The sequence below is a fragment of the Pseudomonas sp. 8 R 14 genome, assembly GCF_900005955.1.
GTDB lineage: Bacteria > Pseudomonadota > Gammaproteobacteria > Pseudomonadales > Pseudomonadaceae > Aquipseudomonas > Aquipseudomonas marginalis.
Genome location: NZ_CVTH01000021.1, coordinates 166,416 through 184,093, shown reverse-complemented (window position 1 = coordinate 184,093; position 17,678 = coordinate 166,416). Strand labels below are relative to the sequence as shown.

14 protein-coding genes, 1 tRNA gene and 2 pseudogenes are annotated in these 17,678 nt (G+C 62.4%); 3 read left to right on the top strand and 14 right to left on the bottom strand.

Going from position 1 to position 17,678, the window contains the following annotated elements:
- The 3 genes from BFQ01_RS02310 to ptsP are packed head-to-tail and all read right to left on the bottom strand — an operon-like array spanning position 1 to position 5,507.
- Entirely contained in the window at positions 1-1,716 is a 1,716-nt protein-coding gene (locus BFQ01_RS02310; RefSeq protein WP_065924096.1) for a PTS fructose-like transporter subunit IIB, read from the bottom strand.
- Positions 1,717-1,727: 11 nt separating this feature from the next.
- Entirely contained in the window at positions 1,728-2,648 is a 921-nt protein-coding gene (pfkB, locus tag BFQ01_RS02305; protein ID WP_065924095.1) for a 1-phosphofructokinase, read from the bottom strand.
- Positions 2,649-5,507 (bottom strand): phosphoenolpyruvate--protein phosphotransferase, encoded by a 2,859-nt coding sequence (ptsP, locus tag BFQ01_RS02300; protein ID WP_065924094.1) that lies wholly within the window; start codon positions 5,505-5,507, stop codon positions 2,649-2,651.
- A gap of 294 nt (positions 5,508-5,801) precedes the next feature.
- On the opposite strand from ptsP, the gene cra reads away from it, so the two are divergent.
- Complete coding sequence (gene cra, locus BFQ01_RS02295) at positions 5,802-6,797, top strand: catabolite repressor/activator (RefSeq protein ID WP_065924093.1); 996 nt, start codon at positions 5,802-5,804, stop codon at positions 6,795-6,797.
- A 2-nt stretch (positions 6,798-6,799) separates the two neighbouring features.
- Positions 6,800-7,576 (top strand): TatD family hydrolase, encoded by a 777-nt coding sequence (locus BFQ01_RS02290; protein WP_065924092.1) that lies wholly within the window; start codon positions 6,800-6,802, stop codon positions 7,574-7,576.
- On the opposite strand, the gene BFQ01_RS02285 is transcribed toward BFQ01_RS02290, so the two are convergent.
- From BFQ01_RS02285 to BFQ01_RS02265, 6 genes and pseudogenes are all read right to left on the bottom strand, one after another.
- The gene (locus BFQ01_RS02285) at positions 7,523-7,954 is read right to left on the bottom strand and encodes a hypothetical protein (RefSeq protein ID WP_065924091.1); all 432 of its coding nucleotides are present in this window, start codon (positions 7,952-7,954) and stop codon (positions 7,523-7,525) included. The two genes, BFQ01_RS02290 and BFQ01_RS02285, sit on opposite strands and share 54 nt — an antisense overlap.
- A 126-nt stretch (positions 7,955-8,080) precedes the next feature.
- On the bottom strand, positions 8,081-8,785 hold the full coding sequence (locus tag BFQ01_RS33265; protein WP_370671242.1) for a methyl-accepting chemotaxis protein: 705 nt from the start codon (positions 8,783-8,785) through the stop codon (positions 8,081-8,083).
- Positions 8,786-8,938: 153 nt separating this feature from the next.
- A pseudogene (locus tag BFQ01_RS33260) lies at positions 8,939-9,142 on the bottom strand (HAMP domain-containing protein); the annotation flags it as partial.
- 1,150 nt (positions 9,143-10,292) lie between these two features.
- Entirely contained in the window at positions 10,293-11,129 is an 837-nt protein-coding gene (ampE, locus tag BFQ01_RS02275; RefSeq protein ID WP_065924089.1) for a regulatory signaling modulator protein AmpE, read from the bottom strand.
- Positions 11,126-11,689, bottom strand: coding sequence for a 1,6-anhydro-N-acetylmuramyl-L-alanine amidase AmpD (ampD, locus tag BFQ01_RS02270; RefSeq protein ID WP_065924088.1), 564 nt, complete (start codon positions 11,687-11,689; stop codon positions 11,126-11,128). The genes ampE and ampD overlap by 4 nt, the downstream gene beginning before the upstream one ends.
- Before the next feature lie 61 nt (positions 11,690-11,750).
- Positions 11,751-13,901, bottom strand: a complete 2,151-nt coding sequence (locus tag BFQ01_RS02265) for a DUF1631 domain-containing protein (RefSeq protein WP_065924087.1) — start codon at positions 13,899-13,901, stop codon at positions 11,751-11,753.
- A 244-nt stretch (positions 13,902-14,145) separates the two neighbouring features.
- Between BFQ01_RS02265 and nadC the strand changes: the two genes are divergently transcribed.
- Positions 14,146-14,994: a carboxylating nicotinate-nucleotide diphosphorylase gene (gene nadC, locus BFQ01_RS02260; RefSeq protein ID WP_027604881.1), complete on the top strand. Its 849-nt coding sequence runs from the start codon at positions 14,146-14,148 to the stop codon at positions 14,992-14,994.
- 7 nt (positions 14,995-15,001) lie between these two features.
- Here nadC and BFQ01_RS33255 read toward each other — a convergent pair.
- The 5 genes and pseudogenes from BFQ01_RS33255 to BFQ01_RS02240 form a co-directional block, all read right to left on the bottom strand.
- Positions 15,002-15,091 (bottom strand): annotated as a pseudogene (locus tag BFQ01_RS33255) (outer membrane lipoprotein carrier protein LolA); the annotation flags it as partial.
- 21 nt (positions 15,092-15,112) lie between these two features.
- The gene (locus BFQ01_RS02255) at positions 15,113-15,418 is read right to left on the bottom strand and encodes a DUF6388 family protein (protein ID WP_027604882.1); all 306 of its coding nucleotides are present in this window, start codon (positions 15,416-15,418) and stop codon (positions 15,113-15,115) included.
- A 150-nt stretch (positions 15,419-15,568) separates the two neighbouring features.
- Positions 15,569-15,641, bottom strand: a tRNA-Thr gene (locus tag BFQ01_RS02250).
- 48 nt (positions 15,642-15,689) lie between these two features.
- Positions 15,690-17,090 (bottom strand): O-antigen ligase family protein, encoded by a 1,401-nt coding sequence (locus BFQ01_RS02245; protein ID WP_065924086.1) that lies wholly within the window; start codon positions 17,088-17,090, stop codon positions 15,690-15,692.
- Positions 17,091-17,125: 35 nt separating this feature from the next.
- Positions 17,126-17,536 carry a pilin gene (locus BFQ01_RS02240; protein WP_065924109.1) on the bottom strand — a complete coding sequence of 137 codons (411 nt, stop codon included), beginning with the start codon at positions 17,534-17,536 and terminating at the stop codon, positions 17,126-17,128.
- Positions 17,537-17,678: the final 142 nt, after the last annotated feature.

The following is a 17,678-nucleotide window of genomic DNA, read 5'->3' as shown; positions in this document are numbered from 1 at the left end:
TTATGACACGGGTGCGACAGCAAGCTCCACCACTTCCGGACGTTTGATCAGCGCATACACCAAACCGGTCAGCAGGCTACCGGCAACGATTGCCAGCAGGTACAGCAGCGCATGGTTCATCGCATTCGGGATCACCAGCACAAACAGGCCGCCGTGGGGCGCCGCCAGTTTGCAGCCGAAGTACATCGACAGCGCCCCGGTCAACGCGCCACCGGCGATGCTGGCCGGGATCACGCGCAGCGGGTCCTTGGCGGCAAACGGGATCGCGCCCTCGGAGATAAAGCACATGCCCAGGATCATCGCGGCCTTGCCGGCCTCGCGTTCGGTCTGGGCGAACTTGCGTCGCGCCAGGAACGTGGCGATGCCCATGCCGATTGGCGGCACCATGCCCGCCGCCATGGTCGCGGCCATCGGTGCGCCGCTCTGTGCCGCCAGCAAGCCGACGGAAAACGCATACGCCGCCTTGTTGATCGGCCCGCCCAGGTCGACACACATCATGCCGCCCAACAGGATGCCCAGCAGCACCGCATTGGTGGTGCCCATGGTCGCGAGAAAATCGGTCAGGCCCGTGAGCATGCGCGCCACCGGCGGTCCCACCAGGTAGATCATCGCCAGGCCCGTGAACAGGCTTGCCAGCAGCGGAATGATCAGGATCGGCTTGAGTGCTTCCAGGCTCTGCGGCAACTTCACCACACGGGTGATCAGCTTGACGCAATAACCGGCGAGAAACCCGGCGAAGATCCCGCCGATAAAACCGGCCCCCAGCGTACCCGCCAGCAGGCCACCAATCATGCCGGGGGCAATGCCCGGACGGTCGGCAATCGAGTACGCGATATAACCCGCCAGCAGCGGCACCATCAGCATAAAGGCGCGGTCGCCGACGGTTTTCAGCGCAGCCGCCAACGTGCCTTCCTGCTCAAACGCATGGATGCCGAACACGAATGACAAGGCGATCAGCAAACCGCCCGCCACCACCATCGGCAACATGAACGACACACCGGTCAGCAGGTGTTTGTAGACGCCGGTTTTTTCTTTCTTGGCCACGGCACCGCTGCCCGCACTTTCCACCGCGCCTTCGGCCAGGGCCTTGTTGAGGGTGGCCTCGGATTGCTTGAGCGCAATACCGGTGCCGCAACGGTAGATCTTCTTGCCGGCGAAACGCTCGGTGGCCACTTCGATGTCGGCCGCCAGCAGCACCACGTCGGCATTGGCGATGGCCTCGGGGCTCAACGGCGTACGCGCACCGACCGAGCCCTGGGTCTCTACCTGCAAGTCATAGCCCAGGCGCTTGGCGGTCTGTTGCAAGGCTTCGGCGGCCATGAAGGTATGGGCCACGCCGGTCGGGCATGCGGTAATCGCGACGATGCGCGGGGCATGCTTCGACGCAGCCGCTGCCTGGCTGACGACATACTCTTGGGCTTCTTCAGCGCCCCGGCGCAACACCGCCTCGACATCCGCCAGCGCCTGGGCCGGTGTGCTCTGGAACACCCGCTTGCCGACAAACCGCTGCATATCCACCGCCGTGCTGGTGACCAGCAACACCCATTCGGCGGCGTCGATGGTGGCCTGGGACAACTGGCGCTCCGGGCGCTGTACATCCACCACCTCAACGCTGGTGCTCCAGCCCTGGCGTTGAGCGGCGGCGTCCAACAAGCGGGCGCACAGCACACTGGTGACCATGCCGTTGGGGCAGGCAGTAACAATGGCTAACTTCATGACAATCCCTCTTATTGTTCTGTCAGCGGGCGTACAGCGACGCCGCTTTCAAGACGCGCCAGCTGCGCGGCGTCGCGGATGCCGAAACCGATCTGTGTCACCGCCATGGCGGCAATTGCCGTGGCGCGACGCAGGGTTTGTTCAGGCGCTTCAGACTCAAGCAAACCATGGAGCATCCCGGCCAGCAGCGAATCGCCGGCACCTACCGTACTGGCCACCGTCACCTTGGGCGGCGTGGCATGCAGGGTGGTGGCCCGGCTGTACCAGCTCACGCCCGCGGCACCGTCGGAGACGACCACATGTTCAACACCCTGCTGATGCAGTTGGCTGATGACGTTGGTGGCATTGCCCAGGGCATCGGCGAGCTCTTCGGTATTGGGTTTGATCAACCACGGGGCCGCCTTGAGACCGGCACGCAGCGCCTCGCCGCTGGTGTCCAGGGCGACTTTCAAGCCCAGACGCTTCAGGTGTTCCAACAGCCCCTGCAACCACTGCGGGCTGACGCCACACGGCAAGCTGCCGGCGACGACCACCGCATCATGGCCCGGCGCAATGCGCGTCAATTGGTCGAGCAACGCTTGCTGCGCCTGCTCACTGACCAACGGCCCCGGCGCATTGATGTCGGTGACCCGGCCGTCCTGCTCGGCAATCTTGATATTGCTGCGGGTTTCGCCGGGCACGCGGATAAACGCGTCGGCAAAACCACGTTGTGCAATCAGCGCCTCGAAGGCTTGGGGATTGTCCTCGCCGAGAAAACCGCCCACGGTCACTTGATGGCCCAGGTCGGCCAAGACTTGCGCCACATTCACGCCCTTGCCGGCGGCATGGGTGAGCAGGGTTTCGCTGCGGTTGACTTCACCCGGTTCCAGGCGCGCCAGGCGTACCGTCAGGTCCAACGCCGGGTTCAGCGTCAGGGTCAGAATCCTTGCCATCTACACGGCCTCCACAAGGGCACGCACTTCGGCGGGCGAACCCACCGCCAGTGCTTTTTGCGCCAGGCCCTGGGCCTCGCTCAGACTGAATTCACGCACCCGCGCCTTCACTTCGGGAATGCTGCGGGCCGACACGCTCAACTCATCCACACCCAGGCCGACCAGCACCGGCACCGCCAGCGGGTCCGCCGCCAGTTCGCCGCACACCCCGACCCATTTGCCATGGGCATGGGCCGCACGCACGGTGATGTCGATCAGTTGCAATACCGCCGGGTGCAGGCCATCGGCCTGGGCCGACAAGGTCGGGTGGCCACGGTCGATGGCGAGGGTGTACTGGGTCAGGTCGTTGGTGCCAACACTGAAGAAGTCCACTTCCTTGGCCAGCACCGGCGCCAACAGTGCGGCGGACGGCACTTCGATCATGATCCCCAGTTGCAGGTCGGCCACCGGGATTTCCAGGCGCAGGCGTTCGGTCATGTCGCGGGCGGCACGCCACTCATCCACGCTGCCGACCATCGGGAACATGATGCGCAACGGGCGGTTATCCGCCGAGCGCAGCAGTGCGCGCAATTGCGCTTCCATGATCTGCGGGCGTTGCAGGGTCAGGCGAATACCGCGTACGCCGAGGAAGGGGTTTTCTTCCTCGGCAATCGGCCAATACGGCAGCGGTTTGTCGCCGCCCACATCGAGGGTGCGCACCACCAGCGGGCGGCCACCGAGGCCGTCGAGCACACGGCGGTACTCGGCTTCCTGGGTGGCTTCGTCCGGGGCTTGGGGGTGGGCCATGAAAATCAGTTCGGTGCGCAGCAAACCAATGCCTTCGGCGCCCTGCTCCACGGCGCTGGCCACACCGGCGCTTTCGCCGATATTGGCGAACACTTCCACGGCGTGACCATCACGGGTCAGCGCCGGTTCGTGGCGCTGGGCCGAGGCGGCCTGCAAGCGTTGCTCACGGGTATCGCGCTCGACGGTGGCACGTTGCAGGGTGGCTGCATCGGGGTCTACATGCAGGCGACCGCGCTGGCCATCCAGCAACAACGGCGTGCCGGCGGCCAGCAGCAATACCGCCGGGCCGGCACCGACCAACGCGGGAATACCGAGGGCCCGCGCGACAATAGCGCTGTGGGCCGTCGCGCCGCCGCGGGCGGTGAGGATGCCGGCGACACGCGTCGGATCCAGGCGCGCGACGTCTGAAGGGCCGACTTCGTCCATCACCAGGATGTAGGCTTCGCTCGGTTCCTGGGCGGTTTCAACGCCGCACAATTGCGCCAGCACCCGGCGACCGATGTCGCGCAGGTCGGCGGCGCGCTCGGCAAGCAAGGCATCCTGCAACGATTCCTGCTGCTTGGCGGCGGCTTCGATCACGCTCATCCACGCCGCTTGTGCGCTTTCACCTTGCTTGAGACGGGTGTCGACTTCGTCGGTGAGTTCCGGGTCGTCGAGCATTTCCTGGTGGGTGATGAAAATCTCGCGGATGGCTTTGGCCTGGCTGCGTTCGATCAGGCCCTGGATATCCCGGCGCACATCGGCCAGGGCATCTTGCAGGCGCTGGCGCTCAATGGCCGAGGACTCGCCGCGCAAGGGGTAATCGAACACCTGTTGAATCTGGATATGTGCAGGGCCAATGGCAATGCCCGGCGCCGCGGCGATGGCCTGGAGCTGGCTGCCGGCCTGTGGCGCGCTGATCACTGGCGCAATATCAAGGGCTTCGGGCTGTGCGCTCACGGTCGGCAGTGGCTCGACCTCTTCGCCCAGGCCCTCTTCGACGGCGGCCAGCAGCGCGGGCAACGCATCGCCGGCAATCGTCGGTTCAGCAACAAATTCCAGCACCTGGCCACGCCGGGCGCCAAGGCTCAGCAGCTTGCTCAGGCTCTTCACCGACACGGCGCCTACCGGGCCGTCAACGATGCGCACGCGGATGTCGCCTTCAAAACTTTTGGCCAATTGCGCGAGGATCTTCGCCGGCCGTGCGTGCAGGCCGTGGGCGTTAGCCAGGGTGATGCGGGCGCTGGGCCAGTCAGGTGGCAGCTCACCGCCGAGCACTTCGAGCACCGCGCGGCTGCTGGTGGCGCGCCCCAATTCCTGGCCACGGCCTTCAATCAACAAGGCGCACAAGCGTTCAAGCAAGGCCTGATGGGCTTCACCCAGGCTGGCCAGGCAGAACAGGCCGTTAAGGGGCTGGCCGAGATAGCGCATGGGCTTGTCGGGCGTAACAAACGCCAGGCCCGGGCGCTTGACCGTCTGCTCGCTGTGCAGCCACCACAGGCCATCACCCAGGGGCAACGCATCGACCTGTTGCAGCACTGCGGCAAACCCATTGCTGACGCAATCGGCCTGGCGCAGCAGGCGTGCGCCTCTCCAGACAAGCTCTTCGAAGTCATCGGCAGACACGCCCAGGCTGATCATCTGCGCGTCCAGCGCCAGCTCCTGAGGTGCGCCCTGCAGCAGTTTCAGCAAGGCTTCAGCCGTGCCGGCGCGACGCAGCGCCTGGCCCAGGTCGGTTTCACCGAGGGCGCGGGTGAGCAGTTGCAGCAGGCGCAGGTGTTCGTCGGATTTGGCGGCAATACCAATGGCCAGGTACACAATCTGCCCATCGCCCCAGTCCACGCCTTCGGGGAACTGCAACAGGCGCACGCCAGTGGAAAACACCTGGTCGCGGGTTTCGGGGGTGCCATGGGGGATGGCAATACCTTGGCCAAGAAAGGTCGAGCCTTGGGCTTCACGGGCTTGCAAGCCGCTGAGATACCCCTCGGCGACCAGCCCATCAGCCACCAGTTTGTCAGCGAGCAGGTGCAGGGCAGCAGATTTATCCACAGCCACCTGGCCCATGGAAATCTGCTCTACAGTGAGCTCAAGCATGCCGTTCTCCTAGTTAGTGCGATGGACGCACTAGGTATTGTTTTGAATAAAACAGTGTAATGGTGTTCCGGGACAGCTGACTGAGCAGTCAATTGGCAGTAGGCACTCAGTAGCTAACGTCGTAAAAATACGCCGGCTGAAACGTTTAATCTAGAATTTATGGCAGGTTACGCGTTAATTGCGCATCCTTGAAGGACCACTCGGCACTTGAGCTGAGACATTAGTCGTGTGCAGGAATCGGTTACGATTGGACAAAATGTCGGGGCGAGCTCCAAAAAACAAGGAAATCCCGGTTTGAAACTCAGTGATATCGCACGTCTGGCCGGTGTGTCCGTGACCACCGCCAGCTATGTCATCAATGGCAAAGCCGCACAGCAACGCATCAGCAGCGCGACTGTCGAGCGCGTGCGTGCCGTGGTTGAAGCCCATGGCTTTACGCCCAACCCCCAGGCCGCCGGGCTGCGCAGCCGGCATACCCGTACCCTGGGGTTCATCCTCCCGGATCTGGAAAACCCCAGTTACGCACGCATCGCCAAGCTGCTGGAGCAAGGTGCACGGGCCCGCGGCTATCAGTTGCTGATCGCCAGTTCAGACGATGAAGCCGAGAGCGAGCGCCAACTGCTGCAACTGTTCCGCGCCCGCCGTTGCGACGCGCTGTTCGTCGCCAGCTGCCTGCCGGCCAGCGATGACAGTTACCGCGAGCTGCAAGCCAAGGGTTTGCCGGTGATTGCCATCGACCGGGTGATGGGGGCGGACCAGTTCTGCTCGGTGGTCAGCGACGACCGCCAGGCCTGCCAGCAACTGACCAGCAGCTTGCTGCAACCGTTGCCCAAGCAGATCGTGCTGATTGGCGCGCGGCCCGAGCTGAGCATCAGCCAGGAGCGTGCGGCTGGCTTCCGTGAAGCGCTTGACGGTTTCACCGGCGAGGTCATCGTCGAACACGGCGAAGCCTTCAGCCGCGACTGTGGCCGACAGCTGATGGAGCAACTTCTGCATCAACTGGGGCACTTGCCTGACGCCTTGGTGACCACGTCCTACGTGCTGCTGCAAGGCGTGTTCGACGCACTGCATGACTTCCCGCTCAAGTCACGCCCGCTGCGCCTGGGCACGTTTGGTGACACCCAGTTGCTGGACTTCCTGCCGCTGCCGGTCAACGCCATGGCCCAGCAACATCAGCTGATTGCCGACACCGCCCTGCGCCTGGCCCTGGCCGCCATTGAAGAAGAACAGTACCAACCGGGCGTGCACGCCATCGGCCGGACCTTCAAGCAGCGTATCCACGAGGCCTGAGCGTGGAACTGATCGACACCCACACCCACCTGGACTTCCCGGACTTCGACAGCGATCGCCGGGAAGTCCTCGCCCACAGCCGTGAGTTGGGCGTGCGGCGCATGGTGGTGTTGGGGGTGTATCAGCAGAACTGGCAGCGGCTGTGGGATCTGGTGCAGGCGGATGCCGGCTTGTTCGCGGCCTTTGGCCTGCATCCGGTGTACCTTGATGAGCACAAGCCCGCCGACCTGACGGAGTTGGGAGACTGGTTGACCCGCCTCCACGGCCATCGACAGCTCTGCGCGGTAGGTGAGATCGGCCTGGATTACTTTGTTGAACAGCTGGATCGCGAAGGCCAGCAAGGCCTGTTCGAAGCCCAGCTCAAACTGGCGGTGGACTTCCAACTGCCGGCGCTGCTCCACGTACGCCGCAGCCACGCGGCCGTGATCGCCACGCTCAAGCGCATCCGCCTGCCACGGGGCGGCATCATCCACGCGTTTGCCGGCAGCCGGGAAGAAGCCCACGAATACATCAAGCTCGGGTTCAAGCTCGGCCTGGGCGGCGCAGCCACATGGCCCCAGGCCCTGCGCATGCATAAGGTGCTGGCACAGCTGCCGCTGAACGCGGTCGTACTGGAAACCGACGCCCCCGACATGGCGCCGGCCATGTACCCGGGCCAGCGCAACAGCCCGCAGCACCTGCCGGCGATCTGCACCGCCCTGGCCGAGCGCATGGGCACCAGCCCCCTAGCGCTGGCCGAGGCGAGCACACGCAATGCGTGCGAGCTGTTCAATTGGTAGTACCGGGGTCACCGCTTGCAGGTTCAAGGTCATTCGCTGCCGATGACGGACATAGCGCAGCACCAGGAAGTGCACCAGCAGCACCATCAATGACACGTTGAGCTGCCCGACCACACTGATCAGGCCAATCCACTCCGTCACCAGCGCCACGATCAGCACCACACACGTCAGCACGGCCATGCTCGGGCGTACCAGCGCCCAATGGTCCAGCGCCTTGAAATGTCGCAACTGCCGGGGGCAGTTCAGCTCCAGGACGCGCTGGCAATACGGGCAATCAAAGGGTTCTTCAATGGCGATGGCATTTAACTGCCAAGGCTTGAGTTCGAACGTGATGTCGCAATGGGCGCAGTGCCCCTTGACGCCGACTGCAGTGGTCATTGTCATGCCTCCCTTGGACCTTGATTGAGTGACACAAATTTTCACTCATTCACCCGCGCAAAAAAGGTACTTCAGGAAATCAGGACAGGCACTACACCAACCCAAGACCAATCCTACACCACCGCCTTACACACGAAAGGCCCCGATCAGTTGCTTCAACTCGATCACCTGTATCGACAGCTGCCGGCTCGCCGCTTCAGTCTGATGCGCGCCTTGGGCGGCATGCTCGCCGGCACGATTGATTTCGACGATATTCTGGTCGATGTCATGGGCGACGGCGGTCTGCTGCTCCACCGCTGCGGCGATCTGCTGATTCTGATCGACGATCATGCCCACGGCACCGAGGATATTTTCCAGGGCTTGCTGGACCTTGTCCGACTGTTCCACAGTGCCGCTGGCCATTTCATGGCTGGTCCCCATGGCCTTCACGGCTGCGGCCACGCCGCTGTGCAGGCGGCTGATCATTTGCTCGATTTCTTCGGTGGAATGCTGGGTCCGCCGGGCCAGGGTTCGCACCTCGTCGGCCACCACGGCAAAGCCGCGTCCCTGCTCACCCGCCCGTGCGGCCTCGATGGCCGCATTGAGTGCCAGCAGGTTGGTCTGCTCGGCGATGCTCTTGATCACCTCCAGGACGCTGCTGATGGACTGGCTGTCGGTGGCCAACTGGTTGATCACCCTAACCGACTGGTCGATCTCCGAGGCCAGCCGCGCAATGCTGCCCTGCTGGGATTGCACCAGGCCACGGCCATTGACGGTTTCATCGTTGACGCTGTGGGCACTGCTGACCGCCGCCGCGGCACTGCGCGCCACTTCCTGGGCGGTGGAGGACATTTGGTTCATGGCCGTCGCCACCTGCTCAATCTGCATGCGCTGGCCAGAGACCGCCTGATTGCTCCGGGCCGAGACCGTTTCCACTTGGCCGGCCTGCAACTCGACCTGGCTGACGGTATGCCCGACGCGCTCGATCAAATCATGGATTTTCGCCACGGTGCCGTTGAACACTTGGCCGAGGTCGCCCAACTCATCGCGGCTTTGGGCAACAAAGGTAACGGTCATGTCGCCGGCGGCCACCTTGTCCATCATCGCCCCCAGGCGCCGTAACGTGGTGCGCGTAGACGCGTAGAACCCTGCATACAGGTAGAAGATCAGCAAAAACACCGCCGTCAGCGCCGAGACCAGCACCACCATGTGCGTACGGTTCTGCGCCAGGCGCTGCTCCAGCTGCTGCCCGAGGAACGTCAGGGTGGCGTCATCGAGCTGATAGGTGTGCTCCATCAATTGGCTGACGCTGTCATAGAAACCCTGCCACGGCGCGTCAAGGGTTTCGGCCATCACCACCTGCTCTTCAAACAATTCACTGCCGTGCTTGAGGCTGGCGTTGCTGGCCTTGGCCAGGCTGTCGAGCGCCGCGTGCGCGGCGTTGCTGGAGCCCAGGACGTCCTGCAATTTCAAGGCGTATTCGCCCTGGAGCTTTTCCAACTGTTGCAGCAGTTCGTCGAAGCGGGTACTGGAAGATGAGTTGAGAAAACCCTGGCCCAGGGAGTAGGCCCCCATCGCCCGGCCTTCTCCCAGGGTCTGGGTGACCTGCGGGGTGATACTGGTGATCAGCTCGCTGAGCTGGCGCAAGTCACTCTGGGGGTCGCGGCTCAAGCCGGACTGGCTGGCAATGATCTGGCTGAGCATCTGTGCCTTGTTGAGCAACTTGCCGATCAACGCACTTTTGCTCTGCAGCGAGCTTTCCTGTTGCTGGGCCTGGAAGGCCGTGATCAGTTCGTCACGCTTACCTTCAAAGGCAGCGATTTGCTCAGGTTCGGCAGCCATCGGGTTGAGGCCTTGCAGACGGGCGAGCACGCTCTGCTCCAAGGCGCTGATCTTGCCCTCAAGGTCAGCGGCCTTGCCGGACTGACCGAGCGTTGCGTTGATCTGCACCTGGTTATTGAGGGTTTCCAGGTCACGGCGCAGGACCAGGCTGCTGCCGAGCAAATCCAGGCTTTGCAGCTCGACACGGGTGCCCTGGAATTCGCGCCAGGAATCACGCACCAGGTAATAGTTGGTGGCCAGCATCGGCAGCAGGAACAGCACGCTGATCAGGCTGAACTTCAGGCCGAAGCTAAGACGGTTCATCAGCGCGACGGCGGGATAGAGCAAGCTCTTCACAGGTGACCTCCCCTTTGTTTTATTTTTATTCAGGCGCAGGGCGGCGGCAGAAAGCCACTATTTGGCGCTCTGTCTGTATAGCTCAATTTGAAAGGGAGTTTTGTAACGTAAAGTTAACGAGTGAGAGTGGCAGGGGGCTGCTGCGCAGCCCGTCGCGGGGCAAGCCCGCTCACCACAGGAATCAGGGGAGCACGATCCAGATCGCAAACCCGGCATACCACAGCACCGCCGCACGCAGCAGCAGTTCCCACAGGCGATCCAGGCTGTTGATACCGTCTGCGCCCACTACGGGCGGTGGGATTTCAGCGGCGGCGAGGCCAACTTTTTCCACCAGTTGCGCGGCGCTGATGTCCCAGCTCAACAACTCGTGGAGCATGACACGGCTGACCGCGACGAAGTTGCCCACCAGCGCAAAACTGGCCGCCAGCAGGCGCACCGGCAGCCAGTCAAACGCGTGACGCAGCTGCCCGGCGCGCTCAGCCACCAGAGGGTTCTGGCTGTGCTCACTGGCGAGCGCCAGCAGTCGATAGGCCAGCGCGGCGACCGGCCCCAACAGGAAGTACCAGAAAATCACGGCAAAGAAGCTCTGGTAGGCCTGCCACAACAGATGGCCCTGGACGCGCTCCAACAGTTGCTCGCCGCTGTCGGCGCCCAACTTCAGGTCACGCTCGGCCACATGTTCGGCCGCCTGCAGGTCACCACGGCGCCAGGCATCGCGAAATGGCCCCAGCCCAGCCAATAGGTCGCCACGGCCCAAGCTGTAGATCACCACCAGCAAGTGCACCGGCAGCGCCAACAAACCATAGGCCACCGGTTCCAGCACCAGCAGCAACAACGCCAGCAACGCCACCGGCAGCAACACCAGCAGGACCAGAATCAGCCACGGCTGCTTGCCCATGCGCGGGCTCGACTCCAACTTGGCCAATTCGCGCAACCAGCCGCCATCACGCTGCAACCGCTGGCGCAGGGCCGAGAACTTCTCGATCCACACGGCCAACACCAACACCAGAAAACTCATCGTGCGTGTCCTCCATCCTGCAGGGCGCTGCGAAAGCGCGCCCAATCAAAAGCGGGGCCGGGATCGGTCTTGCGCCCCGGAGCGATGTCGCTATGGCCACAAATACGTTGCGGCGTAATACCTGGGTAGGCTGCCAGCAACTGCCGTGTCAGGTCGATCAGCGATACATACTGGGGGTTGGTGAACGGCAAATCATCCGTGCCCTCAAGCTCTATCCCCAAGGAAAAGTCATTGCACGTCTCACGCCCTTCGAAGCACGAGACCCCGGCATGCCAGGCCCGGTCTATACAGGACACAAACTGCGTCACGGTGCCATCGCGCTCAATCAGAAAATGCGCAGACACCCGTAGGTCGGCAATCCCTTCAAAGTAGGGATGTTCCGTGACGTCCAGGCGATTCTGGAAAAACTCCTGCACTTTGCCGGTAGCGAACTGCGCGGGTGGCAGGCTGATGTTATGCACCACCAACAGTGAGATTTCGCCTGCCGGGCGCTCGTTGAAGTTGGGTGAAGGGCAATGGCGAATGCCCTGGCACCAGCCGCTGGCGGGGTCCAACTGCATACAGGATCCTTGAACGTGACTAAGTGTGACCAGTATGCCGCGTTCGACCCCGTGGTTGCGATCACTTGCCGCGATTGAGTTGACGCAGCTTGCCCACCACCGCCGCCAGCGCCCGCTCGAACAGCGGCTCGTCGTCGAGGTGATGCAGCGCGCCACGTTTGAGCGCCATTGCCAGTTGGCCCGCACTTTTCTCCAGAACCTTGAGCCCGGTACGGCCGACGAAAACGTAGGTGTTGGCCGGCGCCATGATCGCCGTCAGCTTGCACCGCAGGGTGCCTGCCGGGCCCTGCTGGAACACGATCCAGTCACCGACTCGCAATTGGTGCACCTTGGCCAGGTCCGGATCATCCTCCGGCAGGCCCTCGACGGGATCGAGCGGCAGTACGCTGAACACGAAGGGTTCACGCACTTCGAGCCATCCATCGCCCCCCTCTGGCGGCCGGACATGCAGGGTCTGCAAGCGCACAAAAAAATCACGGGTGCTGAAGGGGTCGAATGCAGCGCTGGTCAAACCGTCGCGCAGTGCCTTGAGCAACCCAGGCAACTGCTCCAGCAAGTGCACCCCGGCTTCAGTGTCTGCCGGCAGGCTGACACTCCAGATCAGCTCATCCATGGTGCGCAGCCCTGCTTGCCATTGCACCGACTGCTCGCCGTGCTTGAGGCTGGCCAGCAACAGCACCTGGCTCCAGGCCTGTTGCAGGAACTGCACCACCACCTGCGGCAAAACCTTGCCCAGCATCCGTCGATTCAGTACCTCGGCCACCCGTGCCCGCGCCGCTTCTGTGCGCACGCGCCCTTCTTCAGCATGGCGGGTGTGCTGTTCAAGCAATTCGCTGCGACGACGCTCATCGGCGGTGAACGCAGTGAACTCAGTCAGCAATTGGGAAAAAATCGCCGGGTCTTCAACAAACTCATTGAGTAAACGCTGAACCACCTGCTCTATGCGCAGGTACAGGCTGTCGCGCTGGAAGTCATCGACCGGACTCCAGCCCATGGCGGTAGTCGCGATTTCATTCAACAGGCGCCGAGCCGGATGACCGGGGCGACTGAAAAAGCTCTTGTCCAGCACCGCCACTTTCAGCATCGGGATCTGCAGGCGGCCGATCAAGGCCTTGAAGGCGTCCGGCACTGCGCGGTCATTGAGGATGAATTCGAACAGCAGGGCGATCAGGTTGATCACATCTTCATCCGCATCCTCCACCACCCGCGACTTGCCACTCTTGACGCTGACACGGGTAAGCAACTGCTCGAGTTGGTTACACAGGTCGAAATCATCCTCGGCTTCCGGCTCCGGGACGTACTGCTGCAAATGGGATAACAGCCGCAGCAGGTCGCGGGTGGCGATGGGCTGGGGTTCGGCACTGGCTTCAAGGGTAGGCGACACGCTACCACGCACGACGGTCAACAACGCCTGCAAGGCGCTGAAGGCTTGCTGGCCATTTTCGTCGACGTGTTGGTCGGTGCTCGGCAATACCTCTTCACGCTGATGATCACGGGCGGCACGGCCACAGGGGCGGCGGGACGGCGCGGCCTTGAGTTCCGGCAACACGCCGGTCGCGACCAGCAGCTGATTGGCTTCACCGTACAGTTGGTCAGCATCACTGAGTACGTACTTTTCAAACAGCTTGAGCATGATCAGCTTGACGCGGATCTCCACGCCCAGGCTACGCCCGGCACGCAGGAAAAACTCGCACAGCAGCGCCGGACCAAGGGGGTTTTCACAGTCGTCCAGGCGATTGCCGAGCAAGACACTCAGGCGTGCCGTGAGTTGCGACAGCGCCAGGCCGTCGCGGTGGCGCACCCGGCCCAGCATGGCTTCAAGCGCGACGGCTTTTTCCAGGTCATCCTTGGACGTGCCTGAGGCCGCGTCATAGGACACCACCGGCACCAACTGAAGTTCACCACGGCCCGCCAGCCTCAGGTTGCCAAAGGCTTCGAACAGCCGCTCCATGAACACACGCTCGAAATTCTTGCGCTTGAGGCGCAGGTCGCGCATGGCTTCAAAGAAGATATGGTGGTCCACGTTGTTGCGGGCCTTGTCGGCCATTTCGAACAAGGTGTCGTCGGCGTTATCGAACAGTTCCTGTAAACCCTGCTGCAACTGCTGCGCCGCCTTGTCGCGAACCTGCAGCAGCACCACCGGCAGGCGCGCGAGCGGCGATGGCGTGGCTTGTGCCTTGTTGATTGGCACCACCTTTCCGTCATTGTGCATCCTGGCCTCCTGAAACGGCGGTAAAGCGTTGGGGAAAGATCGGGTACAGGCCCAATAAGGCTGTGGATAACCGGTTATCACCAGGACGTCAAAGCTATGACGCCAATTGCAAGGCGCGAGATTATCTTGCAAATGAGTGCCGTTGCGCCAGCAAACTCTGACATTGCGCTGTAAATGAGTGGTGAGCCTGGGTTCAAACGCACGCTGCCCCTATAATCGGGACACTTTGTTTGTGGAGCCTGATATGCCGAACCTCCGTCTAGCCGACCTCACCGCCGAAATCGAAGCCAACGTGCGCCGCGCGCTCCTGGAAGACATCGGCAGCGGCGACATCACCGCACAGTTGATCCCGGCCGAACGGCTGGCCACGGCCACCATCATTACCCGCGACGCCGCCGTCATCGCCGGCACTGCGTGGGTGGATGCCGTATTCCGCCAACTGGACCCACGGGTCGCCGTGCACTGGCAGGTGGCCGACGGCGAACGCGTCAGCCCCAACCAGGCACTGTTCCACCTGGAGGGGCCGGCGCGTTCGCTGCTCAGTGGCGAGCGCTCTGCCTTGAACTTCCTGCAGTTACTCTCCGGGGTCGCCACACGCGCCCGGTTCCTGGCGGATTTTGTCGCCAGCACCCAGGTCAAGCTGCTGGACACTCGAAAAACCCTGCCCGGCCTGCGCCTCGCGCAGAAGTACGCGGTGACCTGCGGTGGCTGCCACAACCACCGTATCGGTTTGTATGACGCCTTCCTGATCAAGGAAAACCACATCGCTGCCAGCGGCGGGATTGCCCAGGCCATCAGCGCCGCCCACAAGATCGCACCCGGCAAGCCGGTGGAAATTGAAGTGGAGAGCCTGGACGAACTGCGCGAAGCGCTGGCGGCGGGCGCCGACATCGTCATGCTCGATGAATTGAGCCTGGAAGACATGCGGGAAGCCGTGCGCCTGAATGGCGGCAAGGCCAAGCTGGAAGCCAGCGGCGGGATCAATGAAAGCACCCTGCTGCCTATCGCAGAGACGGGGGTGGACTACATCTCCATTGGTGCGATGACCAAGGATGTGAAGGCGGTGGATTTGTCGATGCGCCTCAGTATCTGAGCACCTTAACTGTAGGGGCGAGCTTGCTCGCGAAAAACCTGAGAACGCCGCAGGGAACCAGGCAGCCCGCGTCATCGTTAGCGATTTTCGCGAGCAAGCTCGCTCCTACAAGCTGCGTCTAAACGACCAGGTCGTTCATCTCGCAGTATTCTTCCCATTCGACACCCAGCACCTCGGCCGCCTCTTTGTGCAAGGCCAGCCGCGCCGCTTCGAACTCTTCCGGCGTCGAGGTGTACTTGAGGGTCAGTTCCCAAGGCTGGAAGCCCTGGCTCTCGGCCTCGTCCTCAAACGCCCACTGGATCTGGTCGCGCTGATCATCGGCGCTCAGGTCCTTGATCTCTTCTTTAAGCTGCGGCGATTCCTCAAGGTATTTTTCGAGGGCTGCTTGATGCCGAACTTCCTGGGTCATTTCAGTCGTGGTCATGTCGTTCTCTTAGATCGAGGAATGGGGATGCATCTGGGTCATCAAGGTTGCGCAGATACAAAAGAGAGGGCACACGTGCCAACTCGTCTGGCCTTCAGAACCATTCTGGGATCATCTGAAAACATTGCCTTTGAAACAGTATTGCCTTTTTGCCCGAGACAGGAATCGAACCTGCGACCTTCGCGTTACGAGTGCGCTGCTCTACCAACTGAGCTACACGGGCGGTGGACTAAAGCTAGCACCGCATCGGGCGCCCGGCAACTTGCACCCTTCAACGAGCAATCACCCCCTGAGCCCAGAAGCGTGGTTGCAGGTAATTACCTTTGCGGTCCTGGTACTGCTGCTGGGCTTGTTGGAGGTGAGGCACATCGCGCACCGCGATAAATACCAACAGACCAACGGCCAACACACCCAAGGCTTTCCATAGGTTCCGCGCCAACGGCAGCACAGCGCTTGCTGGCACGCGCAACTCATGCAGCGCCATCAGCCAGCCCACCACCAGCGCCAACCAGACCTGGGAGTTGGGCATCACGATCACGCCATCGACCATGGCCTGCACCAGCGTCCCCACCAACGCCGCAAACAGGCACAAGCGCAGCAGGTCAACCCGCGCGGCGGACAGCGCTCGCTCGCGTAGCACAGCCAAGGTGGTCCAGCCGCCTCGCCATGCCAACACCGCCACGCACAGCGCCGAGGGTACACCCCACTCGCTGGCCCATTGCAGGATCGCCTGATGGGGATGAGCGGCAATCCTGTTGGCAATATCGGCAAAATGCATCGGTCCGTAACCAAGCCACGGTCGCTCGACGAGCATATGCCACGCCTGCCACCAGATCGGGCCCCGTCCCGACAGCGAAGTGGTGAGGCGATCCGCGGCATCACTGGTGAGTTCAATCCCCAGGTAATCCGCCAGCCCCGTGAATATCAGCCAATACAGCAACAGCCCAACCAACACCGCGACCAATTGCCAGCCCAGCCAGCGACGCCCCCATGGCCCAAGCAGCGCCAACACCACGCCCGCCACGCCCATGCCAAGCCAGGTACCCCGCGTACCGCCGCTGATTGCTATCAGCCACCAGACACACAGCAACGCAAACACCATCCCCCGCAAGGCGCGGGAGACATTGGGTATCAGCAAAGGCAGCGCCAGCAATGGCAAGGTAAATGTCTGAAACTGTCCGTAGAAACGCTTGTTGGAAAAGCCGGAGAGCAGTCGGTCAGGATCCAGCATGCGCTCGCCGCTGGTGAACGCCAGCGTACCGGCATACAGATACTGGAGCGACTTGATCAGGCACAGCAACACCACAACCAGGATCAGCACGCGATCCAGAGGCTCGCCGCCGTGACGACGAAGCAGGGCAAAGGCGACGGCAATCGCCGCGCAGCTGACAAACAGCGCCACTTCGGTGAGTGCCCACAGCGGCTGATGGGCCAGCGCCGAGGACAGCAGGCCCAGCACCACAACCAGCACCACGCCCCAGGCAGTGGGCCTGTCTACCCAGGGTTCAGTGGAGGTAACCGACAACCCATACAGCACCGCGCAAAACCCGATGGCAATTTGCATGACACGCTGTAGATCATGCCCGCCGAACGGTGCACAGATGCCGACACTCAACAGGCACACCGCTGCTACCAGGAAAACACCGCCTCGCTGCTGTACGGATAACACCATCGGCCACCTCTACTTCCCTGTGGATGGTTTAGCAGTTATGCGCCGTCGGCGCCGCAGCCCTTGCTGGCATATTTCGCTTCAGCGGTCGTCGCGCACTTCCAGCCGGCGGCGCTGCGGACCAGGGTGATGGTCTTGCCCAGCACCGGTGCCGGTGCGTCGAGTATTTCGCAGCTGATGGAGCCCGCCCCCGTGGCCACATCGCCTGCCACGTCGATCTTGCAGTTGGCCGTAGGGCTGGTGCCGCCGATCAAGGCCACGGTAGGTACGGTGCCCTGGTTCATGGTGTCTTCGTAACCAGCCTTCAACGCGGCAATTTCAGCCAGGCCGGCAGTGAACTTGGCCTTGGCCTGGTGGGTGGTGTACATGGGCAGGCCGATGGTGGCCAAAATGCCGATGATTGCCACGACGATCAACAACTCGATCAAGGTAAAGCCTTTCTGACGTATCACATTCACTCTCCAGAATAGAACTCATGACAAGGCGCGTCCTGCACCCCGTTTTTGCAACGGCGCCAGTGTACTCACCCGCAAGCGGCCAATCGCGCTCAAGACGCACATTCTGACATTTTTATCCCGCGCCATCGGCATG

What these genes read in the sequence shown, in the direction of transcription:
- BFQ01_RS02310 (WP_065924096.1), bottom strand. Translation starts at nt 1,716, where the DNA reads ATGAAGTTAGCCATTGTTACTGCCTGCCCCAACGGCATGGTCACCAGT.
- pfkB (WP_065924095.1), bottom strand. Translation starts at nt 2,648, where the DNA reads ATGGCAAGGATTCTGACCCTGACGCTGAACCCGGCGTTGGACCTGACG.
- ptsP (WP_065924094.1), bottom strand. Translation starts at nt 5,507, where the DNA reads ATGCTTGAGCTCACTGTAGAGCAGATTTCCATGGGCCAGGTGGCTGTG.
- BFQ01_RS02285 (WP_065924091.1), bottom strand. Translation starts at nt 7,954, where the DNA reads ATGACCACTGCAGTCGGCGTCAAGGGGCACTGCGCCCATTGCGACATC.
- BFQ01_RS33265 (WP_370671242.1), bottom strand. Translation starts at nt 8,785, where the DNA reads ATGTCCTCCACCGCCCAGGAAGTGGCGCGCAGTGCCGCGGCGGCGGTC.
- ampE (WP_065924089.1), bottom strand. Translation starts at nt 11,129, where the DNA reads ATGAGTTTTCTGGTGTTGGTGTTGGCCGTGTGGATCGAGAAGTTCTCG.
- ampD (WP_065924088.1), bottom strand. Translation starts at nt 11,689, where the DNA reads ATGCAGTTGGACCCCGCCAGCGGCTGGTGCCAGGGCATTCGCCATTGC.
- BFQ01_RS02265 (WP_065924087.1), bottom strand. Translation starts at nt 13,901, where the DNA reads ATGCACAATGACGGAAAGGTGGTGCCAATCAACAAGGCACAAGCCACG.
- nadC (WP_027604881.1), top strand. Translation starts at nt 14,146, where the DNA reads ATGCCGAACCTCCGTCTAGCCGACCTCACCGCCGAAATCGAAGCCAAC.
- BFQ01_RS02255 (WP_027604882.1), bottom strand. Translation starts at nt 15,418, where the DNA reads ATGACCACGACTGAAATGACCCAGGAAGTTCGGCATCAAGCAGCCCTC.
- BFQ01_RS02245 (WP_065924086.1), bottom strand. Translation starts at nt 17,090, where the DNA reads ATGGTGTTATCCGTACAGCAGCGAGGCGGTGTTTTCCTGGTAGCAGCG.